This window comes from Pedomonas mirosovicensis (assembly GCF_022569295.1).
Lineage (GTDB): Bacteria > Pseudomonadota > Alphaproteobacteria > Sphingomonadales > Sphingomonadaceae > Pedomonas > Pedomonas mirosovicensis.
Genome location: NZ_JAKFIA010000001.1, coordinates 1,271,457 through 1,292,648, shown reverse-complemented (window position 1 = coordinate 1,292,648; position 21,192 = coordinate 1,271,457). Strand labels below are relative to the sequence as shown.

Annotated in this window: 24 protein-coding genes and 1 pseudogene; 2 read left to right on the top strand and 23 right to left on the bottom strand. The window is 67.0% G+C overall.

What is annotated here, in order from left to right; translation table 11 throughout:
• Positions 1-695 precede the first annotated feature (695 nt).
• The 21 genes and pseudogenes from L0C21_RS06180 to L0C21_RS06075 all read right to left on the bottom strand — a co-directional run bounded on the left by L0C21_RS06180 (position 696) and on the right by L0C21_RS06075 (position 17,572).
• Positions 696-1,541, bottom strand: coding sequence for a phage/gene transfer agent baseplate hub protein (locus tag L0C21_RS06180; protein ID WP_259277522.1), 846 nt, complete (start codon positions 1,539-1,541; stop codon positions 696-698).
• Positions 1,538-3,886 carry a DUF2460 domain-containing protein gene (locus L0C21_RS06175; RefSeq protein WP_259277521.1) on the bottom strand — a complete coding sequence of 783 codons (2,349 nt, stop codon included), beginning with the start codon at positions 3,884-3,886 and terminating at the stop codon, positions 1,538-1,540. Before L0C21_RS06175 ends, L0C21_RS06180 begins: the two co-directional genes overlap by 4 nt.
• A gap of 71 nt (positions 3,887-3,957) precedes the next feature.
• The gene (locus L0C21_RS06170; protein WP_259277520.1) at positions 3,958-4,587 is read right to left on the bottom strand and encodes a tail tape measure protein; all 630 of its coding nucleotides are present in this window, start codon (positions 4,585-4,587) and stop codon (positions 3,958-3,960) included.
• An 11-nt stretch (positions 4,588-4,598) separates the two neighbouring features.
• On the bottom strand, positions 4,599-4,892 hold the full coding sequence (locus L0C21_RS06165) for a phage tail assembly chaperone (protein WP_259277519.1): 294 nt from the start codon (positions 4,890-4,892) through the stop codon (positions 4,599-4,601).
• A 399-nt stretch (positions 4,893-5,291) separates the two neighbouring features.
• Positions 5,292-5,621 carry a gene transfer agent family protein gene (locus tag L0C21_RS06160; RefSeq protein WP_259277518.1) on the bottom strand — a complete coding sequence of 110 codons (330 nt, stop codon included), beginning with the start codon at positions 5,619-5,621 and terminating at the stop codon, positions 5,292-5,294.
• Positions 5,622-5,634: 13 nt separating this feature from the next.
• The gene (locus L0C21_RS06155; RefSeq protein WP_259277517.1) at positions 5,635-6,042 is read right to left on the bottom strand and encodes a phage tail tube protein; all 408 of its coding nucleotides are present in this window, start codon (positions 6,040-6,042) and stop codon (positions 5,635-5,637) included.
• A 198-nt stretch (positions 6,043-6,240) separates the two neighbouring features.
• On the bottom strand, positions 6,241-6,642 hold the full coding sequence (locus tag L0C21_RS06150; protein ID WP_259277516.1) for a DUF3168 domain-containing protein: 402 nt from the start codon (positions 6,640-6,642) through the stop codon (positions 6,241-6,243).
• 117 nt (positions 6,643-6,759) lie between these two features.
• A complete protein-coding gene (locus L0C21_RS06145; RefSeq protein WP_259277515.1) occupies positions 6,760-6,945 on the bottom strand; it encodes a hypothetical protein in 186 nt (61 codons plus the stop codon).
• Entirely contained in the window at positions 6,942-7,277 is a 336-nt protein-coding gene (locus L0C21_RS06140; protein WP_259277514.1) for a head-tail adaptor protein, read from the bottom strand. Before L0C21_RS06140 ends, L0C21_RS06145 begins: the two co-directional genes overlap by 4 nt.
• Positions 7,274-7,858, bottom strand: coding sequence for a head-tail connector protein (locus L0C21_RS06135; protein ID WP_259277513.1), 585 nt, complete (start codon positions 7,856-7,858; stop codon positions 7,274-7,276). Before L0C21_RS06135 ends, L0C21_RS06140 begins: the two co-directional genes overlap by 4 nt.
• Complete coding sequence (locus L0C21_RS06130) at positions 7,858-8,136, bottom strand: phage fiber-tail adaptor protein (protein WP_259277512.1); 279 nt, start codon at positions 8,134-8,136, stop codon at positions 7,858-7,860. The genes L0C21_RS06135 and L0C21_RS06130 overlap by 1 nt, the downstream gene beginning before the upstream one ends.
• A 108-nt stretch (positions 8,137-8,244) precedes the next feature.
• Positions 8,245-8,619: a hypothetical protein gene (locus L0C21_RS06125; protein ID WP_259277511.1), complete on the bottom strand. Its 375-nt coding sequence runs from the start codon at positions 8,617-8,619 to the stop codon at positions 8,245-8,247.
• Between the two features lie 43 nt (positions 8,620-8,662).
• Positions 8,663-9,733, bottom strand: a complete 1,071-nt coding sequence (locus L0C21_RS06120; RefSeq protein WP_259277510.1) for a hypothetical protein — start codon at positions 9,731-9,733, stop codon at positions 8,663-8,665.
• A 91-nt stretch (positions 9,734-9,824) separates the two neighbouring features.
• Positions 9,825-10,913 (bottom strand): phage major capsid protein, encoded by a 1,089-nt coding sequence (locus tag L0C21_RS06115; protein ID WP_374940249.1) that lies wholly within the window; start codon positions 10,911-10,913, stop codon positions 9,825-9,827.
• 115 nt (positions 10,914-11,028) lie between these two features.
• On the bottom strand, positions 11,029-11,520 hold the full coding sequence (locus L0C21_RS06110) for an HK97 family phage prohead protease (RefSeq protein WP_259277508.1): 492 nt from the start codon (positions 11,518-11,520) through the stop codon (positions 11,029-11,031).
• Positions 11,521-11,590: 70 nt separating this feature from the next.
• Positions 11,591-11,884: a DUF6127 family protein gene (locus tag L0C21_RS06105; protein WP_259277507.1), complete on the bottom strand. Its 294-nt coding sequence runs from the start codon at positions 11,882-11,884 to the stop codon at positions 11,591-11,593.
• A gap of 317 nt (positions 11,885-12,201) precedes the next feature.
• Complete coding sequence (locus L0C21_RS06100; protein ID WP_259277506.1) at positions 12,202-12,480, bottom strand: hypothetical protein; 279 nt, start codon at positions 12,478-12,480, stop codon at positions 12,202-12,204.
• A 142-nt stretch (positions 12,481-12,622) separates the two neighbouring features.
• Positions 12,623-13,783 carry a phage portal protein gene (locus L0C21_RS06095; RefSeq protein WP_259277505.1) on the bottom strand — a complete coding sequence of 387 codons (1,161 nt, stop codon included), beginning with the start codon at positions 13,781-13,783 and terminating at the stop codon, positions 12,623-12,625.
• Between the two features lie 350 nt (positions 13,784-14,133).
• Positions 14,134-15,198, bottom strand: a pseudogene (locus tag L0C21_RS06090) (DNA-packaging protein); the annotation flags it as partial.
• 1,024 nt (positions 15,199-16,222) lie between these two features.
• The gene (locus L0C21_RS06080) at positions 16,223-16,864 is read right to left on the bottom strand and encodes a hypothetical protein (RefSeq protein WP_259277504.1); all 642 of its coding nucleotides are present in this window, start codon (positions 16,862-16,864) and stop codon (positions 16,223-16,225) included.
• 261 nt (positions 16,865-17,125) lie between these two features.
• Positions 17,126-17,572 (bottom strand): DUF6456 domain-containing protein, encoded by a 447-nt coding sequence (locus L0C21_RS06075; protein ID WP_259277503.1) that lies wholly within the window; start codon positions 17,570-17,572, stop codon positions 17,126-17,128.
• A gap of 166 nt (positions 17,573-17,738) precedes the next feature.
• On the opposite strand from L0C21_RS06075, the gene L0C21_RS06070 reads away from it, so the two are divergent.
• Both L0C21_RS06070 and L0C21_RS06065 read left to right on the top strand, forming a co-directional pair.
• Positions 17,739-18,302 carry a helix-turn-helix domain-containing protein gene (locus L0C21_RS06070; RefSeq protein ID WP_259277502.1) on the top strand — a complete coding sequence of 188 codons (564 nt, stop codon included), beginning with the start codon at positions 17,739-17,741 and terminating at the stop codon, positions 18,300-18,302.
• Between the two features lie 1,434 nt (positions 18,303-19,736).
• Entirely contained in the window at positions 19,737-20,111 is a 375-nt protein-coding gene (locus tag L0C21_RS06065; RefSeq protein ID WP_259277501.1) for a hypothetical protein, read from the top strand.
• A gap of 40 nt (positions 20,112-20,151) precedes the next feature.
• Here the strand turns inward: L0C21_RS06065 and L0C21_RS06060 are convergent, their stop codons facing one another.
• Together L0C21_RS06060 and L0C21_RS06055 are read right to left on the bottom strand one after the other, a co-directional pair.
• Positions 20,152-20,331: a hypothetical protein gene (locus tag L0C21_RS06060; RefSeq protein ID WP_259277500.1), complete on the bottom strand. Its 180-nt coding sequence runs from the start codon at positions 20,329-20,331 to the stop codon at positions 20,152-20,154.
• Positions 20,332-20,429: 98 nt separating this feature from the next.
• On the bottom strand, positions 20,430-21,119 hold the full coding sequence (locus L0C21_RS06055) for an MBL fold metallo-hydrolase (protein ID WP_259277499.1): 690 nt from the start codon (positions 21,117-21,119) through the stop codon (positions 20,430-20,432).
• Between the last annotated feature and the right edge of the window lie 73 nt (positions 21,120-21,192).

The window sequence follows — 21,192 nt, the reverse complement described above, 5'->3', positions numbered from 1 at the left end:
TGGAATTTTCGCAACCTGTCGGGTCGCGCCAACTTTTACTGCCGCGCCCGCCGGAGCAGTTATTTCAATCGGCCTCACCCGGCTTCCAGCACCGTGCCCTCGGGTCAATCGTCTCATCCGGCCTAACCCGGCATTACGCTCTCTGACTCTCTGGAGCCCGGCCACACCGAGCCGCACCCAATGCTCCAAGCCGCCCCCGAGACGCCAAGTCACACCCAGCGCACTCAGTCCACCAAGCGCACCAAACCACACCCAACGCACCTGCTCTTGCCGCCCCATAAATTTTAGAATGATTTTAAGGAACGATCACTTCTCTTCGGAAGGCCACAAACCCCTTCAAAGCTGGATGTTCAGGTAACTGAAGGCTGGTCAGCCCGCGCAGCATCTCGAAAGACAACTGATATTCCGCGCCCCTGCATCCAATTCCCCAACCAACCAATTCACAGAATGAGTTTAAGGAGCACGTGTCTTCCTTCGGCCCTCTTAAAACCCGCCATTCGGACACCCTTATTCCGGCCAACCGGTACAACCAGTCTCCCCGCCTCGCCAACCATCCCGGTCTTCATCATTGAATGATTGTAAGGAGCATTCACCCTCCAGTGTTCCAGCTCGCAAATGGGCCGATGCCGCGCACGTCCCGATAAAACGAACGGGTCGTAGGGGTCCGAGCCTCCTGCATGAAAAACCAACCGATCCTATCGCGCGTCCGGATAATCCAACATGGCATCCAGCCCCGGCACGTGCGGCTCGCCGCGAAAGTTCGCGCCGTTTCCAAACTTCCCCACGCAGGTGGAAAAGCGCCGGTCGCATCCGGCTGTCAGGATGAACACATCGCCCACGGCGATATCGCCCCGCATCGGCTCGCGCAGTTGCACCGCGCCGCCGCCGCTGGAGAACACGTCGGCCGACAGCCCGGCATTCGCGCCCGTCACCCAGCGCAGGCGGCCATAGGCATACCAGTCCGCCGTCGCCACCAGCCCGCCCGCCGTAAACCGGCTCCGGTCCGTCACGTTTGCCACCTGCGTCGTCACGCGGTGTTTTGAGAGGTCCACCCGGCAACGCCTGTCGCCCAGATCCGCCCGGCATTCGGGCGAGTAGCTCTCCGTTACCACCTGCCGGAAGCGGGCGCCGTCGGTATGAAGTTCGGCGCGGAAGGCGCCGTCCTCCCAGCGCACCGCGCCCAGCGTGCCGCTGGCGAGCGGAAGTATGCCGTCCCCCGGTTGCGCCCAGTTGATAAGGCCCACCGTCAGCCGGGCAAAATCGAACCGCCCGGCGGCAAGGTCCGCTTCCGTGATGGTGCTGTTTGTCAGCATGCCGGAAAGCTCAATATCGCCCGCCTCGAACTCGGCGGTGCTCACGAATGCCGAAGGCAGGAAGGATGGCGCGGCGCGATAGGCCACGCCCTCCACTGCCAGGTCCCGGTCGTGGCTGGTGAAGCCGAAAATCACCCCGTCCTTGCGCGTGATACGCCACAACAGGGCAAGCGTCGTCACCTCGCCGCCCAGATGGGCAGCAAGACCCGCTGGGATCGCCCGGCTCATGCTTCCCTCACCTCGATGAGCGGGATGGAGGGAATTTCCCCCGCCCGGAAGCCCGCGAGCGAAACCGACAACTGGTCATCGGCGAAGCGCACCGGCACATCGAACACGAAACCGGCCGTCACCACAGCGCCTTGCGGCGGCGCCTGCGAAAACTGCACTTCACCCGCCGCACCCAGCGCCCAACCCTGTGTTTGCTCCACGCCATTGATGGCCACCCTCACCGCCTCAAGCACCGGCCGCGTGATGCGACGCACATGGCCCTCCTCCTCGCCATAACGTTTGATGAGAGGAAAGCCGGTCCGCACGCCATCGCCAATGCCCAACTGCTGGTCAAACGGCGTCACCGTGTTTCCATCGGCAGACGCACAGTCGAACGGGTCACGAAAACGAAAAGCAAAAGCCCGGCCTCGCCGTGCGCGAAAGAACGCGATCACCTGCGCCAGGTCGGCCTCGCTCCGCACCCCCAGCCCCGCATCGAACCGCGCCCGCGCTTCTGCCCAGTTCACGTTGCGCTGCTCGAAGCCCGAGGCCGTCTCGATCACGGTCGTTGAAAATTCCGGCCCGCCGCTGGCACCAAACCCCACCTCCAGCGGAAAGCGCACGTCATGAAATCCGCCCACCTCATCCTCCCCCGCCGTATCGTAGAATGTCATTCCATCGCGCATCACCTGTGGCAGCGCCCACACGAACACTTGCGAACAATTCCGCCGCCGCGCATCCTCGATACTGCGGCCGATGGCCCGCCACTGCGCCCGCGCCTCGCCCTTCAACACGAAGCCCGCGAAATACTGCTGGCGCTCGCGCGGGTAGCCGAAGCGCGCATCCACCAGCGCGATGCCCCGCTCGTGCGCGCCCCAGTTCTCGGCGGTCACATGGTCATAGTCTTCCACCTGAAACACATCGAACGCCGGGTGGGCCCAGCTCAGCGGCATGTTCACCCGCTCCAGCATCGGCGCGCCCTCGTCGATCACCTGCGGCGTGAAAAACAGCAGCGCCACGGTCGCGCCCGGATGCGCCGCCTTCACCGCATCACGCAGGGCAAACGTCGCCGCGCCAAGTTTTTCGCCCAGCCAATCGAGATATTCCCCTTGCGCCGCGTCCGGCTGCTCTGTCACCAGCTGATGTGGCGTCGGCACCGGCCGCCCGGTCTCCGCCGCGTAGGCCGCCGTCGTTGCCGCATCATAGAAGCACGGCCGCCGCACCGCCCCCAGGCCCGACCACCACCACGGCTCGCCCACCTGAAAATCAACCGGCAGTCCGGCCTCCGCCGCCAGCGCGCAAAATTCCGTTGCCACGGCTTCCAGATACGCCACCGCCTCGCCGTTGCAGGGGGAAAGCAGCGTTGAGGGCGGATCCCACCCGGTCAATGCCGGCGCGCCTGCAAAATTCCGCTGCTTCCATTCTTCGGGCGCGTGTTCGTCCAGCAGCTCGAATGACAGGGAAGTGATAACCCGAAACCCCAGCAACTGGCTGCGGGCGTAAAAATCCGCATGCCATTGCCGCGCGGGCGCATTCAACATCTGCGCGCCTTCATTGCTCACGATGAACCGCCCGGTCGCCGCGTCATGGCCAAGGCGGAAATAATGGCTCATCCCGACATAATGATTGAGCCACGCCCGATAGCCGAGGCCCACGATATTGTGCAACACCCGCGCCGGGGTCAGGTGGTAGAGATCATCATAGCCCGTCGCCACGCGCAGCTTATGGGGCGGCACGAAGGCATCGCCCAGGCCAAGCGTCGCGCCGCCGCCTTCACACAGAATATCGCTCATCTCCACCGTGCCTTCCACCGGCGCGTCCAGCGCGCCATCGCCGCTGCCAAAACTTTCCGGCACAATGGAAATGAACATCCGGTCGATATCCCCGGCCCATACCGGGTCCGCCTCCTGCGGCAGCAGGAAACCGCCATTCAACGCATCAAAATCCAGCGAAATCACCGCATCATCGTTATCGCCAACCGCGTAATTCCACAGCCGTACATACCAGGTGCGTGGGCCTCCGTTCTGGTCCCGTCCCTCGATCGTCAGCGTCGGCTCGTGCACCGCGTTCAGCATGGCGATGCCGCCGCTTGCCCTCCAGCGGAAGGTGAGCATCAGCCCCCGGTAATCCCGCGCCGTCTCGTAAGCGAGCAGCGGGTGATCCCATGTGTCCTCGCTTTGCCAGATCAGCCCTGCCAGGTCCTGCTTCTGGTAGAAAACGCAATCGATCCTCAGGCTGTCCGGTCCGGTCGTCACCACGCTGCCCATGGCCGGGCGCGGAAAATTCATGGTCCAGAATCGCGGGTCGAACCGCTTGATCCAGTCCTCCGCCAGCCGGTCTTCGCTGCGCGCCAGCCAGTAAGGCATATTATCCCCCGATTATGTATGGTTCTTGCAGGGGCCCAGGGCCCCCGCAAAAACTCGTTTCAAAAATTCCCTCACCCATCTCCCACCGCGCGCCGCACCGCGCGGGCCACCTGCTGGGCGCTGCGTTGCATCAGTTGTGGCGAGGCGCTGTCCGGCGCGGCGACGTTGATGGAAATGTTGAAAACCCTCGCGCCCGTGCTGCCGGTCAGCGGCTCAATGCGACCGGCCCGCTCCGGCACGAACATTTCCGGGCCGCGTTCGCCCACCAGGTAGGCGCGGCCCTCCGTCACCGGCCCACCGCTTGCCCGCCCGCTCATACCAAGCAGCTGGACGCCCTGCGCGATGAGCCCCACCCAGTCGCTGCTGCCGCTCCCGCCGTTCCTTTGTCTGCCGAAAATCGCCCCGAGCCCTTCGCGCAGCGCGGCCTTGGCCACGTCCGCCAGAATATCGAGCAGCAGTTGCTTCAGCTCATCCAGCCCCAGCTTGCCCTTGCGGATCAGCCGGTCGAGCGCCACCTCCGTCGCGCGCATCGCGCTTTCCGCGCCGGTCTTCAACACCGCCCCATCAAGGCTGCGCCGCAGCGCCTTGCCCATGTCCACAGCGTCCGCCTCGAAGCGCGCCTTCATGTCGGCCGTATCCCTGGCCAGCGCGGTCGTATCGGCCCTGATTTTCAGCACCAGGGTTTCCAGTTCCTCGGTCATTGCGTGCCTCCCTATGCGCCATCCGGAAAGCGGGCCATCAGCTGCTCCAGCTCCGCCCGCCCCAGCCCATGGGCAGAGGCGCGCCCCAACCGCCCCTCCAGCGCCAGTCGCAGATCCTGCGGCGTTGCCTGCCAGAAGGCATCCGGCGGCCAGCCGAGCAGCCCCATGGCCACCCGCGCCGCCGCCGCGCACATTTCCGCAAAACCCTGGCCTTGCGCCGCCTGCGCCCGCGCCCAATATTCAGGGCAATCCCTGGAATGTTCGCTCATGGGCTCGCCGCCCCGCTTCTCGGAAAGGCTTGTCATGCGAAACATCTGGCTCCTCCCCGCTGTTCTCCTGCTCACGGCCCAGGCCCCGGCGAGCACGCGCCCGCCCACTCCGGCGCCCGCCAAGTCGTGGGTGCCGGACCTTGCCGTGGTGCTCGCCGTTGAAAACCACGTAACGCTGCCGCCGGGGTCCGAACCGCTCGACAGGTACATGCGTGTCTATGCAGGAGAGAGGCACGGGTCATACAACATCCTGCGAGGGCGTTATTTTCTGAAAAAAGACCCCGACAATCCGCCCATACGGATGCTTATGACCGCCCAGGTTTTCCCCCGCCCAACGGCCCCGGCTGTTCGGTGATTGATGTGGTTTTCAACGTTACCAGCAGCCAGCAGGTCGCCGCCACCTGCGTCGGCACGGGCGCGCAGCAGGAACGCTAGCTAGGCGGCCCGGCCGCCAAGAATATTCACTGCCAGCTGGCGAAAGGCGGGCAGCGCCGCTGCGATCCCTTCGCGCAGCAGCGCCTCGGCGAAGGCGTCGCGGGTCAATCCTTCCGGCCGGTGCACCAGGCAATGCCACAGCACCGCCGCCAGTTCGGAAAGGCCGATCCGTCCCTCGCTTGCGCGCTCGATCAGGCCAAACAGCGGCCCCACCTCCTGCTCGGCCGTCACCAGCGCGGCAAAGCTGGGGCGCAGCACGAACGTTTTCCCCTCCAGCCGCAGCGGCACTTCGCCCCGCAACGGGTTGGCGTCTGCGTTGCCATTTTCCATTGCGCCCTCCCGCCTACAGCACCGTCACCGCGCCGGTCGATTCCAGCGAGAGCGTGTAGCTGCGCTCGCCATTGAAATCCCCGCCGTAGTCAAGCCGGGTAATAAGGAATTTCCCCCGTATCCTCTCGCCGCTCTCGAACACCACCTCGAAGTCGTCCGCCGCGCCGGCCAGCGCCTTTTCCTTCAGCCGCGTCTCGGCGGCCGATCCGGTAAATACGCCCGAGCCCGAAATGGAAACTGACCGCACCCCTGCCTCCGGCAGCATTTCCCGCCAGCCGCCCGAACCCTTGTTGGTCACCACGATGCCCTCGGCGTTGATCGCCAGCTGCGTCGTTCTCATCCCCGCCACGGTGGCATAGGTGGCAGGCACCTCGCCATCGCTGATCCTCAGCAAAAATGCGCTTCCCTTCTCGGCCGCCATCGCCGCCTCCTTCCTTGCGTGTCGATTTTTGGAATTTCATGCAGGAGGGGCTTCGTGCGCGGAGGCGCACAAACTATCACCCCCTCCTGGCAACCTCCCGTTCGTTTCTCCGGATCGCACCCGCCCAACCGCTGCGCTTCCTCATTTCACTTCATATTTCCTGAAGGATTTTAAGGCGCGTCTGCGTTCCCGTTGGTTTTATTCCCGCACCGTGCGCGCGCGATAATCAGCAATGCCGTGGCGCACCTCGTCCTTCACGTCCGCGATCACGCGGGAGGAGAGAAACCGCAGGCTGACGAGCCTGTGACCATCCAGCATTGCCGGCATATGCTCCAGCGCCTCATCCACCAGCCCGAGGATCGCCTTGGCCTCCGCCATGCCGGCGTGGTCCGACCACGCATGCACGCTGATCCGATGTTCGCGCCCCTCGAAATCCTTGGCGGACCAATCCGTCTCCACCGCCTCGCCCACGGTCACGTAGGGCAGCTTCTGCCATTGGGGCACATAATCGAAAATACCGGTCACCGCCGCCATCAGCGGCGGGTATGCCGCGAGCGTTTCATAGAGCGCCCGCTGCACCGCCCATCCTGCCGCCACCATGTCACCCCCTCCCCGCCTGCCACCGCGCCCGCGCCTCTTCCAGCGCCGGGCCCAGGAAAGGGTGGGCCGCCTGGCGCCGCGTGCCGAATTCAACGAACCGCGCGAAGCCGGGGGCTGTCACCTCCGCTCCGTCCGCCGTCTCCACCGCTTGCAGCGCCTCGCCCAGGCGCCCCGGCGCGCGGGCGCGCGCCCCCTCGGCAATTTCGGCAGCCAGGTGCCTTGCCGCCCGCTGGCCTGCCGCCGCGCCTTTTGCGCCAGCTGCGCCGCCAGCCGGTCCGCGCCATGAAGTGCCTTTCCGCTCATGGCAGCGCCTCCTCCTCGGCCTGGAGCAACACCAGCTCCGGCCGCCCCTCGATGTCCTCCACCCGGCGAATGCCGAGCAAGCGGTTGCGCCAACGCAGGCGCCAGGCCGGTGTCAGCCCGTCGGGCTTTCGCGCCACCAGCCGGTAGCGCACCGGCCGTATTTTTTGCTGCGTCCTCTCGCCCTCGCGCACCGCCACCATTTCGATGGCCGCCCAGCCGCAGCCCATGCGCCGCCAGCCGCGCGTCAGGCCGCCCAGGCCGTCGTCCAGCCCGGTAAAGGCTTCGAACGCCACCCGCTCGCGCATCCGGCCCAGAAGCTCCGTCTCGCTCATGCCAGCCTCCCCTTGCGGAAAGGCCGCCACAGCGCGGCAACCGCCAGCGGCGGCCCCGTGTCGTCCGGCCGGTCGCGGTGCGAATAAAGGTGCGCCGCCAGCCGCAGGATGCCCTGCCGAAGCGCCTCCGGCACGGCATTCCAGTCCGCGCCCAGCCCGGCCCAGTAATCCACCTCCAGCCGCGCCTGCATCGGCGGCAGAAACGCCATCCGCAGCCAGGCGCCGCCACGCGCGTCTTCCTCCAGCGCGTAGTCGCTGGCGGAAAGGGCTGTGCGCGTGCCGTCCGCGCTCACCAGCGTTGCCGCCACCACCTGCCGCACCGGCCCCTTGGTGAGCATGACGCCGCGTCCTGCGCTCCACGGCGCGCTTCCCCGGTTCTGGGCAATATCGAACGCCCGGATTTCCTGAAATCGCGTGGCGATCAGCACCAGCCCGGTAAAGGCCTCGCACAGCTCCCGCGCCACCTTGAGAAAAGCGGCCAGCTCTGCGTCCTCCTCCGTGCCGTCGATGCGTAGGAACATCCTCGCCTCGCTCACCGAAACCGGCTCCAGCGCCGGTCCTTCCAGCCATGTCACCGCCATCACCGCGCCTCCGTCCGCACGATGAGCGAGCGGGCATCCTGCCGCCCGTCGCCGCGGGTGATGATGTTGGCGACACGGTAAACCTGGCCCGCCACGCCGCCTTCCAGCGTCACCTGCGTGCGGCCGTTCTCGCGGAAGGAGGCGGTGGCGCGCAGGCCGCCGTCCTCGGCGGGCGAGATCTCCCACTGGCTCTCCGCAATGGCGCTGCCATCGAGGTTCGCGCTCCAGTCGATGGCATAGTCCAGCCTTGAGCGCGGATCTTTCAGATAAACCCCCATCGGAATTATCCCCATCTGGCGCGCAGGCGCGTCCAGCCCGCGCGCATAAAAAAAGCCGCCCCAGGGGCGGCCGATGCAGTGCTGTTTTTTTAGCTCGTGTTTCCCGGCCTATGCCGGGTCGTTTATTTCCACGTCCCAGCTGCCGAAGGTCACGGTCTGCCCTGCGGTCAGCGCTTGCGCCGTACAGGTGGTCACGTAGAGCAACCGGCTGCCCGCCATGTCGAGCAGCGCCACATGGTTGGCCGTTCCGCTTGCCGTCACCTGCACGCCGCTCTTCTCCGCCACCGTCACCCGTCGGCCCGATTGCGCGCCGTCGGCAATGAGGAAGTCGCCCGCGCTCATCATCGCTTCCGCCAGCTTCAGGCTGCCGCTGGCCGCCGCGAAGCTCGCAGGCTCGCCCGCGCACGCCACCATTTTCGTGGCGCTGTTTTTCAAAACCATCAGCGCGCCATCCAGCACATCGTTGTGCACTGCCTTTGCCATTATCTCGTCCCCTTCATTGTGCCTGTTCTTGGGCTGCCCGGCCTCATGGCCAGCCCGCCGTCATGCCCCGCCGCTCCGGCGGCACGCGCATCGTCTCCGCCGCCGCGGCAAGCCACAGCAGCGAAGGCGCGCCCGCCGTCTGCGCGTGTTGGCCTGCCTGCGGCACCAGCTGCCCCGCCGCCGTGAAAACCGCCTGGCCTGCCGTCATGAAATGCCGCCCCCCGGCCGCATGCAGCACGGGCGCGGCGTGCGCCGCCAGCCCCGCGCTCGTCGCATCCTGCCGGTGCCGCCCTGCGTTGACCGCCAGCATCGGCGCGGCGTGCGCGGCCAGCGTCGGCGCCCCGTTTTTTGCGCCAAGCCGCCCGCCACTGCCCTCGATCAGCAAGGGCGGATGGGTCGCCATCTCCACCGTCACGCCCGTGCCCAGAGGCATGAAGGATGTATTGCCCACCTCCGCCTCCACGCCAGTGCGGAAGGAGCGGTAGAGCAGCAGCAGCTCCGGCGCGATGGCGAGCGGCGAGATGCCCCGTGCCAGCCGCGCGGCGTCCGCGGCGCTCAGGCGATAGTTCTGCCACACCGCCACTTCCGCCACCCAGCCATCGAAGGCGCTGAGGTTCGGCGCCTCCCGGCACAGCAGCGTCATGCGCCCGCCCGGTTTCGGCACGCCGGAGCCGACGCTGCCGGTCTCCACCGCTGCCGACGCGCCCTTCCACCAGACTTCGTGCAGCTGCTGGGCCCCGCCGCTGCCGGTATTATCCGGCGCGGCGCTGCCGCGGATGGAAAAGGCGAGCGGACAAAAATCCGCGCCCGAAAAATCCGCCAGCGTTGCCCGCCCGCGCCCATCCTGGTTGCTGCCCGCCCCCCAGGTGGCATCGTTCGTCGACGAGACGGAAATCACCACCTCCGTCGGCAGGGTGGTCCCCGAAGCGCTGCCGCCCACATGAACGATGAACCCGCGCGTGCGGGCGCTGTTAATCAGGTTGAAAATCCGGCTGCCGCCGGTCACGTCGCTGCCCCGCCGGATCCACAGGAAGGCGGAAAGATCCGCCGCATCGTCATATTCATCCGGCAGGAAAAAGGAATATCCGCCCGCACCACTGCCTCTGAGCGCCATGTTTCCGCCTCCCGCGCCGCCCCAGCAGAAAAAAAGCCCGGCCCGCAGGCGGCGGGAATTTTCGCCCCGCCGCCTGCTGCCCACGCGCCGCTCAGCTGGCCGAGAACTTCAGCAGCTTGATGGCCTCAGAGTTCACCACCGCGCCGCCCACCCGGCGGGTGGCGTAGAAGTGAACGAAGGGCTTGTTGGAGTATGGGTCTCGCAAAATCCGCGTGCCCGTGCGTTCGGCGATCACATAGCCATGGGCAAAATTGCCGAAGGCGACGGCGCAACTATCCGCTGCGATGTCCGGCATATCCTCGGCCTCGATGACCGGATACCCCAGCAGCGTTGCCGGCTGGCCCTCCGCGAGCGCGGGCCGCCACAGGAAATTGCCGTCGCCGTCCTTGAACTTGCGGATGCGCGCCAGCGTCGCCGAGTTCATCAGGAACACCGCCCCCTGCCGGTAGGCCGGGCGCAGCGCATGCACCAGGTCCACCAGCTTGTCGGCCGGGTCGCTGGCGGCGAAATTTCCGGCCGCACCCGTCGCCACATGTTGCAGCGTGCCGAACGGGCGGATGGCATCCTTTGTCGCGGCGGTGGGATAGGCGAGAAAACCCTTGGGCCGGTTGGTGCCGGTGCCGGAGATGAAGGCAGCGCCTTCCTGGGCGGCAAACTCCAACGCGATTTCGCCGGCCAGCCAGCTTTCCACATCGAACACCGCGTCATCCAGCATGGCCTGCGTCGCCGCCGGGTTGGCGTAAAGCTCGCCCCAGGGCGGCGCGATCTCGGCGAAGGTGGGCGTTGCCGTCTCGGGCCGCTGCGCCGTCTCCGCCACCCAGCCGGAGGCAAAGCCGCTGGTCGCCACCAGCTTCTTGTAATTGGCCGTGCCCACCTGCACCACCGACGCCACGGCGCGCAGCGGGGAAATGCTTCGCAGCCTTGTTTCGATCAGCTGGTCGATGGCCTCGGGCACCGCATAGCCGCCATCGCCCGGCGTTGCCATGTTCAGCGACTTTGCCTCAAGGCTCGCCAGCCCCGTCTCCAGCCCTTTTCGCAGGTAGCGGTCGGTAAAGGCGGCGCGGTGCGCGTCCTCGCCGCGCGCGGCCTTTGCCTCGCCGAGAAAAGGCCGCCGCGCCGCGCCCACCATTTCGCCCACCCGCTTGTCGAGCAGCGACACGGTGCGGGCCAGCTGCGCCATCTTCTCCTCGATGCCGCCGGAGGTCACGCCGCTGCCCGCGCCGGCCTCGCCGGTTTGCGAAGCATCCATGCCCGCGTCCTCGAACACATCCTCAAGCGTCGTCGCGCCCTTGATCTCATATCCGTCCATTTGCCGTCTCCAAAGGTGTCAAACCCCACGCCGACGCCACAGCCGTTTCCACCCCCAGCACCCGCGCCCGCGGCTGCATGGGAAAGGTCACCAACGAGATCTCCAGCAAATCCACATCCAGCAGACGCCGCAGCCGCTGCTTGCCATCCACCGCACTGCGCCGCACGCGATAGCCGATGGAAAGGCCGGTGAGCGCCTGCGCGCGGATCAGGCTTGCCGCATCCTGCCCGCGCCGCGCGCCGAGGCTGATGCTGCCGATCACCCGCAGCCCCCGCCCGTCCGTCGCCAGCGTCTCGATGCGGCCAATCGGCTCGCGCGCCTCATGCTGCCACAAGAGCGGCAGGGTTTTCGCGCCCTCGCGCAGGGCGCGGTCGAATGCCCCCGGCATCACCACGTCGCGGCCTGCGTCCATCTCATGAAAAATGCTCGCGTATCCGGCAAACCGCAGGCTTGCCGGTGGTTTTTCATCACCGCCCATGTTCGTGCTCGCTTGTATCCGTCCGGATTTCCTTGCGGAAAGGCCCAAGCCCCCCGCAAACCCGAAGCCCCTATTTCGCCCAGCCCAGCAGTTTCAGCTTCACGGCCAGTCCGATCATCAGCCCGGCCAGCATCAGCCGCACCAGCCAGCCGATGGCGGCGTTGCGCGCGGTACGCCGCACGTCGCGCCAGGCGGAGAGCAGTTCGCGCAACTCCGTAATGTCCGCCCCGGCCCGGCCGTCAGCCAGGCCCAGCCGGGCGAGCGCCCGCGCCGCGCCGGCTTCCGCCGCCTCTTCCCACAGCGCCCGCAGCGTCACCATCGACGCGCCCTCGCCGTGCGCCTGCCGCAGCAGCGCGCCCAGCATGGCGGCGTTGGGCCTGTCCCCCCTCGCTCATGCCGTCCTCTCCGTGCCCATATGTGCGGATTGCCGCCCGCGAAGCGACATTTCCGTCGCGTGCGGGCCGCGGCCAGAACCAGGGAGATGGAATCAAAAACGGGCCGGAGGTATTGCTCCGGCCCGTTGCCTCCGCCTCGGGAATCGGCAAGGAGGATTTCCCTTCCTCTATGGCTTGGCTTTAAGAATAAATCCAGCCCCGCTTCGTCAGGCTGTCGCATTTGCCGCGGCTGTTGCCGCTATTTCTGGTTAATTTTTCGCTTGTTATGGTTAATGTTACGCCGGCCTCAGTAGATGGGCTGCGGCTCGTCGGCGCCGGAGTCCATAATCAGCGCGCGGGGCGACATTTCCATCACCTTCGCCAGCGCCTGCAGCAGCAGCGGGCGCTCCGTCGGGCCGGCGGTCTCCAGCGCCTCCACCAGCGCCCTGGCCATCTTCTCGGCGTCCACCTTCTGCCCGTCAGGGATGTCGAACTCCACGTCGGCATTTGCCTGCGCGGGCAAAGCCGTGCCTGCGAACATCCCCAGGCTGGCCAGAACCACCGCCACTCTCCCCAGCTTCGCCATTGGCCTTCTTCCTTCTCTGCTGAACCGGTTTTTGCCCCCTGTGCATTTGGTTACCGCAAATTCCGGGCCAGCCTGCAGTTTTCCCCGTGAATCAGGAATTTGAATAGTTAACGGCTGCAGCCCGCGGGCGCGAGCTGTAAAATTATCCGTCACCCTCTCCGCCAAGGCCGAGCAGGCGGCGCTTCTCCTGCGCCGAGAGGAAGTCCGCCGTTGCCACCTGCCGCCACAGCCGCTCGCGGTCGGCCGCCAGCGCCGGAATGGCGTTGCGATCGATGTCGAGGCTCACCCCCTCCCACCAGTGGCCGAGGTAGGCCGAAAGGCTGTCGGCGATTTTCGTCAACAGCGGCAGCACGGTCAGCCGCCACAGCGCCCGGTTGGCCTCGCCGTAGTTGGCGTAGGTGTTGTCGCCCGGCAGGCCCAGCAGCATGGGCGGCACGCCGAAGGCCAGCGCCACCTCCCGCGCCGCCGCGTTGCGCGCCTCGATGAAATCCAGCTCTGCCGGCGAGAGGGACAGCGCCTGCCACTTCAGCCCGCCTTCCAGCAGCAGCGGCCGGCCCGCGTTCTGCGCGCCCTGGAAGCCCGCCTCCATTTCCGCCTTCAGTCGGTCGAACTGCTCCTGGGTCAGCGTTGTTCCCTGCCCCGGCTCGAACACCAGCGCCCCGCACGGCCGCGCCGCATTTTCCAGGAGCGCCTTGTTCCAGCGCCCGGCCGCGTTGTGCGTCTCGATCGCCAGCTGCGCCGCCTCCAGCGGCGACAGGCCATAGTGGTCATCCAGCGGATGGAAGGTGCGGATGTGCAGCAAATCGCCCCGGCCCGTCACCGGGTCCACGCCATAGCGCACCGTCGTGCCGCCCACCGTGTGCCGGTATTCCTGCGGCCAGCCGGTCGGACCCGGCACCACCGTCACCCGTTCGGGGCGCAGCAGGTGCAGCTCCAGCGGCATGTCGTCGGGGCCCGGCACCACCTCCACATAGGCGTTGCCCGCCAGCACCAGATGGCTGGCCAGCGCCTCGATGAACGCCGCCCCCGGCTGGCACGGGTTGGGCCGCGCCAGCAACTGCAGCGCCGGATGCCCTGTGGGCGCGCTCATCCACGGGGCCGAGGCCGCGCTCTCCGCCACCAGCCGCACCGCCCGCTGGGCAATGGCATTGCGAAGATAACTCTCCCGCACCTGCGCCTCGTAGCCGCGCGCCAGAGCGCCCACATGCCAGCCCGTCACCATCGCCATCGGCACCGCCGCGCGCCGCTTCTGCTCCCGCAGCGACGCGCCCTTGCGCCGCCACGGCAGGAACGAAAACTCCATGGGTCCCTCCCCGGTCTGTCCGTATGGATTTCTGTTTTTTGCAGAGGGACCCCGTGCGCGAAGGCGCACAACTAAAAAGTCCCCCCGTGGCCCTAAGGGCCACAGATAAAAATGCAGAGGGTCCAGGACCCTCTGCGCTCCCTTGCATTTTCTCCGGACACGCCCGCCATTTCTCGCTGCGCTTACCGGATTTATTTTTCCGATGGCGCGCCAGAAAAGAAGGGCACGCCCCAATAAAACCTTCCTTCGAAAATCTCCGCGACACCCTCACGCGCACAGCCCGAAAAAACGAATGGGAGGTTGCCAGGAGGGGCAAGCCCTCCTGCATGAAAAATCCCTTAAAAAATCTCTCAAAGTGTCCTGATCCTCGGCTTCGCATCGTGGCCCAGCATCAGTTCGGTCAGCGCCCACACCAGCGCGTCGGCGCGGTCGGGCGAGCGGCTGGGGCCGACATATCCGCCGCCCGGCATGAGGCCGCAGAGTTCGTCTTCCAGTTTGGCGAAGCTGCCCGCGTGGCGCACACGCCCTTGTTCGTAAAGCGCGGCGACCGGTTCGGCGCGAGCGGATTTTCCCCGGCTCGCCCGCACCAGTTTGACCGGCAGTTGCGGGCTCACCGAGCGCAGCACCAGCCCCACCAGGTCGCCGCCGTTGTTGGCTTCGGCCACCACCCTGTCGGCGTTGAACTCGTCAGCGGCGGCGGCGACGGCCCGGGCCCAGCCTTCGGGGCTTGCACCGTGGAGCGAGCGGTCGGCCAGCACGTAGGCAAGGCCATCCGTTCCAAGCCCCGCCACAACAATGCCGCAGGCGTCGGCCTCCGGCCCGCCGGTGACGGGCGGATCGACCGCCACCACCACGCGGGTGAGCGCAGGCGCAGCGTCGATCCGGCTGCGCTCGATCATGTCCGGCGACCACAGCGCGCCTTCCACCGCCTCCACCAGCTCGCCGTCCAGTTCCTGCCGGCCGAGGCGGGTGCCGCCATAGGCCGAGACCATGGCCGCGAGGAAGCTTTTCGGCAGGTTGGCCTGGTTATCCCAGGTGGCGCCGCGCGTCACCACCACCCTGGGGTCGGAGAGCAGCGCGCGGACCAGCGGCCTTGGGCGCGGCGTCGTCGTGACCATCACGCGCGGGGATGCCCCCAGCCGCAGGCCCATTTGCAGGTTGGCCCACACGGCCTCCGCATTGCGCCACTTGGCCAGCTCGTCGCACCAGGCGAAGTGGTGTTGCGCGCCGCGCAGCTGTTCGGGCGCGTCGGCGGAATAGAGGGTCGCCATGCTGCCGTTCGGCCAGACGAGGCGGCGCAGCGCCGGCTCGAACGTGGGGCGCTCCTGCGGCGGCGCGATAGCGAGCAATCCGGACTCGCCCTCCACCATCACCGCCCGCGCCTCCGCGAGCGTTGCCGCCACCAGCGCGATACGAACCGGCCCGCCCGCCGGGCGGTGCCGGCCCTGTTGCGCGCCCGGAGGAACGCCCGTCCCTTCAGCTGCCACGGTCCGCAGCCCCGCGCCTTCTGCCTCGCGCCCTACCCCCAAGCCCGAGGCGCAATCCTGCCCGGCGCGGCCTTCCCCGATACGATCCTTCCAGGTGCAGCCTTCCCAGGTGCAGCCTTCCCCGGCGCGGCCTTCCCCGGCGAGATCACCTCCAGCCCAGCCTGCTCCAACCCAGTCTGCTCCAATTCTCTCCTGTTCGTGCTCCCTCTCCCACCCCTGTTCCCATTCCTGCGCGCCGCCGCTTCCCTCGGCAAAGTGTCGTAAATGACATTTGCTACCCGAGCACGCGCCCCTTGAGCCCCTTGCGTCTCTTGCCGCCTCTCCGCCCGCGCCCCCCACGCCCGGCCCGGCCCTGGCGGTGCCGCCCTTTCCACCAGCGCCCTTTTCACCAGCGTTCTCTCCACCAGCGCCCTTTCCATCAGCGCTCTCTTCATCGGCAGACTGTCGTACATGACATCTCGTGGACAGGCCGATGGCCCCGCCTCCGGTGGCCAGCATCCGCACCCACTCGGCTCCGGCGCGGGTTTTGCCGAAGCCGCGCCCGGCCAGCACCAGCCAGGTCCGCCAGTTTCCAGCGGGCGGAAGCTGGCTGGGGCGACCCCAGAAGCGCCAATCGTGAAGCAGCCGCGCAACCCCGGCCGGGCCAAGCGCGCGCCACAGCTGGCGGCGCTCCTCCTCCCCGAGGCAGGCGAGACGCATGGCCAGCGATGCCTCGCCCGCCGCTGCGCCGCCATCCTGCCGGTTCATCGCCCTTGCTCCCTGTGCCTAAAGATCAACCCAGCGCCGCCGTTCTGCCGGCCCGGCGCCACCGGCCGCCATGGCGGCCCCTCCTCACCACACTAATGTTTTCGCCAGGCCCCTACCCGGCCTCCTGCCCAACCGCCCCTCTTCCATCCCGGCAAAGTGTCGTTAGTGACAATCTCAGCCTTTTCAGACGGTTGGGATGGAAGCATCAGAGCTTGCCTTGCGCTCCGCCGCCATCGGGCGGGCCGCCTTCAGCCTTTTCGTTGGCCCGCAGCGCCTTGAGCCGCGCCTCGATCAGCGTCACGGGGTCGGCCGGTCCGGCCGTCGCCGCTGCGGAGGGCTCGGCCGGCAGCGCGCGCCCATAGGTTTCGGGCCGGCGCGCCCGCAGCAGGAACATGGCGAGCGCATCTGAATACTGCCGCACCGAGCCGCAGGACCGGCCGCCATAGTAAACCGGCTTCTCGACACCGTTTATGGCCCGCTCGAACAGGGTTTCCTCCAGCGCGTCGAGCGCCTGATCCATGGCCTCCTGCCAGGCCTTGGCGAAGGCGGCCGACTTGCGCCGCATCCGGTAGGCGCTTTGGGGCGACACGCCCGCCGCCCGCGCCGCAGCCCGCACCTGTCCCAGATCGGCCAGCGCCTCGAGAAACGCTATCCGGGTCTGCGCCGTCCAGCCCCTGGCGGCGCGCTCGGGCACAGGAGCGCCCGGCGCTCCTGCCGCCGCAACCTTGCCCCCGCGCCGCGGGGATGCGGCCCCTGCCGTCCCCGCCGCCGCGCGCGCCCGCGCCGGTTGCTTTCCTTTTCCCTTTTTGGCGGCGGCGCTGTCCGGCCCTGCCTTCTGCCCGCCCATGGTCCTGCCTCCCGCCCTATGGTTGCGCCCACCGGCCTGTGGCCGGAACCGAAAAGGGCGGCCGGTCTTGCGCGACCGCCGCCCTGGAAAATGCCGTCTGTCCTCTAGTCTGAACAAATCGATGAAGCCAGGAAGCGCCGACGTGCTGCCCGACGAAACGCCGCCGCTGGAGCCCCGGCCCTGCCGCGCCTTGCCAAGCGCAATTCTCCATCGTGATTCGATTTATACAAAGTATCGTGACGATAGTCAATAGGCTTTTTCCTATCTCGGGCGCAAAAAAGGGGAGCGGGCAGACGGATTGCGATGGGATGGGTCGTAGTGGTCTGCCAGCCGGTCCAGCGCCAGACCGAGCACCAGCTTGCCGGCCCGGCGCGGCCAGCCCAGTTCCCGCTCCGCCGCGTCGAGGCCCGTGCCTTCGCACACCACCCGCCACAGCACATCAGCCAGGCCGGGGCCGACGGCATCGATGGCGGCATGGAAGCGCTGGCGCGCCGCCACCTGCGTCTCGGTGGGAGTAAGCGGCTCATGCGGTCCGCGCCGGGTGCGCGTGGCGGGCAGCATGTCCCACCCCTGCGTCACATGGGGAGAGAGGCAAGCCAGGTAATAGTCCCGCTGGATCCGCTCCGCCGCCATGGCCTGGCGCTCTGACAGGTGGCCGTGACGCTTGAGCCAGGCAACCGGCGAGTCGTCTTGGCAGAGCACCGTCACGCCGGAACATGGTTTCGTAGATGCAACCGCAACCTTTACAGTTCTGCTGTCAGACATGTCAGCCTCCGCTCGAATCGTTTCATCGATCAACCGTGCTGACTCGACTAGCGGGCCGGGGCTGCTGTAGGACAGTAGAAAGTACCTGTGCGGTGAGAAAGAGAGTCTTATGCACACGCGTATTCGCGAGGTCCGCAAGGCTAAGGGACTGACGCTGGCCGAGGTGGCCGCCCGTTGCTCCCCTCCGACGACTGCCCAGACCATCGGACGGCTGGAGACCGGCACCCGCACGGTGTCGGTGGGTTGGCTCAACCGCATTGCCGCGGCCCTGGGGGTGGAGCCATCGGAACTGGTCAGCCTGCCAGACCGGCCGGATGTGCCGGTGGCGGCCGTTCTGGGCACGGGCGGCGCGGAATCGCCGCGCCGGGCCATGATGCTGGCCGCCCCGCTGGTCCAGCCCAATCTGATGGGCATGATCGTCGAGGTGGCGCAGGGCGATTACCGCGCGGGCGACGAAATCTGGCTGAGCCGGCTTCCACCCGAGCAGTACGGGGAGGCCCTCAACAAGGACGTCCTGGCGCCGCTGACGGAAGGACGCTTCGCCTTTGGCCGGCTCATCTCCGCCGAGGCCGACCGCCTGCTCATCCTCCCGCCCGTGCCTGGGGTCCAGCCCATCGCCGTCTCCAGCCCCCGGTGGATCGCGGCGGTCAACATTCTGGTTCGCAGGCTCTGACTCGCCCGCTGGTACAGCGTGTTGCCCCGGCCAGCTCTGTCTCCCGTCACCTGCCCTCCTGCCGGGGGACATTTCGTCATCCATAGCGCGCGTCCCGCTCGGAAGCGCCGCACCGGCCTGCCCGGCTGATCCTTTTCAGTGTTGCCCTTTCTCGCCCTCGCCGGGCTTTCCCTTCTCTCCTTCGACTTCGATTTCCTTAGGTCGCGCCGCAATACCCTTGTGCGGCCTGTATCCCTTCGGTGATCTCTCCTCTGGCCTGGCCCTGCGGTTTTGATCCTGTGGCCTGCTGCCCGGATTTGATACCCGGATTTGATGTCTGGACTTGATGCCTGGCGCTCCGGGTTCCGCCTGCCGCCCCTGCCATTTCAGGCAGTCCGCCTGAAAGCTGACCTGGCAAGGGCGGCCGGGGGAGGAACCAGATCGACAAGAACGCCGCTTGGGAGGTACGCCAACCTGCAGGCATGCCTGGCGCAAAGAGGAAACGCCGGCAGCCCGAACTGGGGGTCAGATCATGCCCCGAGTGAGAGCCCTTGAGGCAAAGCCTCTCAAGGCAAAGTCTCCTGAGACAGAGCCACCTGAAACAGAGCCTCTTGAGACAGCAGCTCCTGAGTCAGGTAGCTTCTTGATTCAGGCAGCTCCTGAATCAGGCGGCCGTTACTCAAAAAGCCCCGTATCCAGAACACCCTGCGCTGACAGACTCTGAAAACCAGGGGACGCAACCTGGCCCCGCAAGGGAGAACGCGGGCCAACCAGAAGGAACGCGGACTAAGGTTCGCAGCAGCCCGGCAAAGATACGCAGAGTGCGCGCACTCCAACCCGCGCCGCCAGCCATGACGGAACATAACGCGCCAGGTGCCCCGCCCCTGGACCCCCTGAAAGCTGGCCAGAACCCACTCGCCCAGAACCCACTGGCTTAGAACCCACTGGCCTAAAATCCGCCGGCCCGAAGTGCTGCGCTATCCCCGGCTTGGCCAAACCGACAGCATGCAAAAGCGCGCGCCTGGCTTGCAGAAACAATTCGGAATCCGCGCCACCTTCAAAAGCCCGCCTGTGAGACCTTGCCTGCGAAATCCTGCCTGCGAAACTCTGGAGGACTTGCGGGGAACCGCAACCGTGCGGCTCGGTTTCATCATGCGAAAAACCTCCATGCGGGGCAATGCCCGCATGGTCGAATATCCGGGCAGCCCAGGGTTTGCGAACCGCCGTCGCTCCTCCTCGTTGCCGCCTCCCCTGTTCTGTTGCAGTGGCTTGATTTGTAAGCATTACAGCCTGTGTCCTCTTCCCCGCGGCGGGCCGTTGCTTCTGCCGCGCAAAGCCCACGGGCGGGCGCGCGGGCACTGGCTGGCCCTCCGGCACCGGCCTATTCATTGCGCCAGCAGAAAGAAGACGCCCGGAAGAACGCCGGCAAACCAGGGATGAGGGAGGCGGCGCGTCATGCGCGAGATGATACAAGCGGCTATCGGGAACAGGGGTTCATCGCAGTCCCGCGGGTTCTTTCGTGCCGGGCGGGCGGGCACGCTCGCCCTGGCCTGCGCCCTCATGGCCGCCACGCCCGCCCTCGGAGCCCCCGTGGTCCCGCCCGCAGCGGAGCCCGCATCGGCAACCCCGGCGCAGGCAAGGCTCTCCGCCTCCGCTCCGCCAGCCTTGCGGGTGGGCGACCAGCTTCTCTCGGTCCTGCCCCAGGCCGAGCCTGGCAGCGCGGCTTCCGGCGATGCCCCTGTCTGCCGCCTGTCGCTCACCGACCGGCTGCTCCAGTTGGCGGCGCGCACGGTCGGCAGGGTGTTGCCCTTCCCCGTGCTGGTGCTCTGAGGCGGCTTGCGGGCAGGCTAGATAAGGCTCTGCCGGCCCGTCACCGGTAGCGCCGCACAAACCGCTTCCACATCCGCCAGCCGACAAAGGCGGCGATCACGGCCAGAACCAGCGCGATCAGCAGCACCACCGCCACGCCGCCAAGAATGGCGGCCAGCGTATCCCAGAAGCCGAAAGTGGCAATGAGCGCCACCAGGACGAGAAACAGCAGCAGGGGCATGGGCAGGGCCTTCTTCCATACGGTCCAGCTGGAAGAACAGTTGAGCCGCCCCCAAGGTTCAGCCTCTGCCAGCCCCGGCGGGCCTTATGCCCTGAAACCTAACGTCTCGCCCGCAGCGCGCTGTCGCTGACGAACGGGTTGGTCCGCCGCTCCTGCCCAAAGGTGGACATGGGGCCATGGCCGGGCACGAAATGCACCTCGTCCCCCAGCGGCCACAGCCGGGTCGTGATGGCGTTCAGCAGGTCCTCAAGGTTGCCCTTCGGGAAATCCGTGCGGCCGATGGAGCCCTGAAACAGCACATCCCCCACGAACGCCAGCTTCACCCCTTCGTGGTAGAAAATCACATGGCCCGGCGTGTGGCCGGGGCAGTGGCGCACCTGAAAGGTCTGCGCGCCCACGGTTACCGTATCGCCGTCCTTCAGCCAGCGGTCCGGCACGAAGCTGCGCGCGGGCGGAAAGCCATAGGCCTTGGCCTGTTGCTCCAGCCCGTCGATCCAGAACTTGTCGTCCTCGTGCGGCCCCTCGATCGGCACGCCCAGCTTCTCCGCCAGCTCGGCCGTTGCCCCGCAGTGGTCGAGATGCCCGTGCGTCACCAGCAGCTTCTCGATCGTCACGCCATGCTGCTTCGCCGCCGCCGTGAGCTGGTCGATATCCCCGCCCGCATCGATAAAAGCGCCGCGCATGGTCCGGGTGTCCCACACCAGGCTGCAATTCTGCTGGAATGGCGTGACCGGAATGATCGTCACCTGAAGGGGCGGCTGGGGCGTCGAGGTGGCTTGCGTACTCATGGCCCAACAGGTGCCCTCGCCCGGTGCCTCTGTCAACGCCCCCCCGACCTTCGGGTTTTGACAGGTTGTCTTT

Bases quoted from the DNA above. Each gene is read 5' to 3' on its own strand.
- L0C21_RS06100 (WP_259277506.1), bottom strand. From the start codon at position 12,480: ATGGCGAAGCTGGGGAGAGTGGCGGTGGTTCTGGCCAGCCTGGGGATG.
- L0C21_RS06130 (WP_259277512.1), bottom strand. From the start codon at position 8,136: ATGGGGGTTTATCTGAAAGATCCGCGCTCAAGGCTGGACTATGCCATC.
- L0C21_RS06160 (WP_259277518.1), bottom strand. From the start codon at position 5,621: ATGGAAAATGGCAACGCAGACGCCAACCCGTTGCGGGGCGAAGTGCCG.
- L0C21_RS06145 (WP_259277515.1), bottom strand. From the start codon at position 6,945: ATGAGCGGAAAGGCACTTCATGGCGCGGACCGGCTGGCGGCGCAGCTG.
- L0C21_RS06110 (WP_259277508.1), bottom strand. From the start codon at position 11,520: ATGGGCGGTGATGAAAAACCACCGGCAAGCCTGCGGTTTGCCGGATAC.
- L0C21_RS06140 (WP_259277514.1), bottom strand. From the start codon at position 7,277: ATGAGCGAGACGGAGCTTCTGGGCCGGATGCGCGAGCGGGTGGCGTTC.
- L0C21_RS06175 (WP_259277521.1), bottom strand. From the start codon at position 3,886: ATGCCTTACTGGCTGGCGCGCAGCGAAGACCGGCTGGCGGAGGACTGG.
- L0C21_RS06115 (WP_374940249.1), bottom strand. From the start codon at position 10,913: ATGGCGCAGCTGGCCCGCACCGTGTCGCTGCTCGACAAGCGGGTGGGC.
- L0C21_RS06055 (WP_259277499.1), bottom strand. From the start codon at position 21,119: ATGAGTACGCAAGCCACCTCGACGCCCCAGCCGCCCCTTCAGGTGACG.
- L0C21_RS06155 (WP_259277517.1), bottom strand. From the start codon at position 6,042: ATGGCGGCCGAGAAGGGAAGCGCATTTTTGCTGAGGATCAGCGATGGC.
- L0C21_RS06095 (WP_259277505.1), bottom strand. From the start codon at position 13,783: ATGGAGTTTTCGTTCCTGCCGTGGCGGCGCAAGGGCGCGTCGCTGCGG.
- L0C21_RS06105 (WP_259277507.1), bottom strand. From the start codon at position 11,884: ATGCTGGGCGCGCTGCTGCGGCAGGCGCACGGCGAGGGCGCGTCGATG.
- L0C21_RS06170 (WP_259277520.1), bottom strand. From the start codon at position 4,587: ATGACCGAGGAACTGGAAACCCTGGTGCTGAAAATCAGGGCCGATACG.
- L0C21_RS06070 (WP_259277502.1), top strand. From the start codon at position 17,739: ATGCACACGCGTATTCGCGAGGTCCGCAAGGCTAAGGGACTGACGCTG.
- L0C21_RS06060 (WP_259277500.1), bottom strand. From the start codon at position 20,331: ATGCCCCTGCTGCTGTTTCTCGTCCTGGTGGCGCTCATTGCCACTTTC.
- L0C21_RS06065 (WP_259277501.1), top strand. From the start codon at position 19,737: ATGCGCGAGATGATACAAGCGGCTATCGGGAACAGGGGTTCATCGCAG.
- L0C21_RS06135 (WP_259277513.1), bottom strand. From the start codon at position 7,858: ATGGCGGTGACATGGCTGGAAGGACCGGCGCTGGAGCCGGTTTCGGTG.
- L0C21_RS06120 (WP_259277510.1), bottom strand. From the start codon at position 9,733: ATGGCGCTCAGAGGCAGTGGTGCGGGCGGATATTCCTTTTTCCTGCCG.
- L0C21_RS06080 (WP_259277504.1), bottom strand. From the start codon at position 16,864: ATGGGCGGGCAGAAGGCAGGGCCGGACAGCGCCGCCGCCAAAAAGGGA.
- L0C21_RS06125 (WP_259277511.1), bottom strand. From the start codon at position 8,619: ATGGCAAAGGCAGTGCACAACGATGTGCTGGATGGCGCGCTGATGGTT.
- L0C21_RS06165 (WP_259277519.1), bottom strand. From the start codon at position 4,892: ATGACAAGCCTTTCCGAGAAGCGGGGCGGCGAGCCCATGAGCGAACAT.
- L0C21_RS06180 (WP_259277522.1), bottom strand. From the start codon at position 1,541: ATGAGCCGGGCGATCCCAGCGGGTCTTGCTGCCCATCTGGGCGGCGAG.
- L0C21_RS06150 (WP_259277516.1), bottom strand. From the start codon at position 6,642: ATGGTGGCGGCAGGATGGGCGGTGCAGCGGGCGCTCTATGAAACGCTC.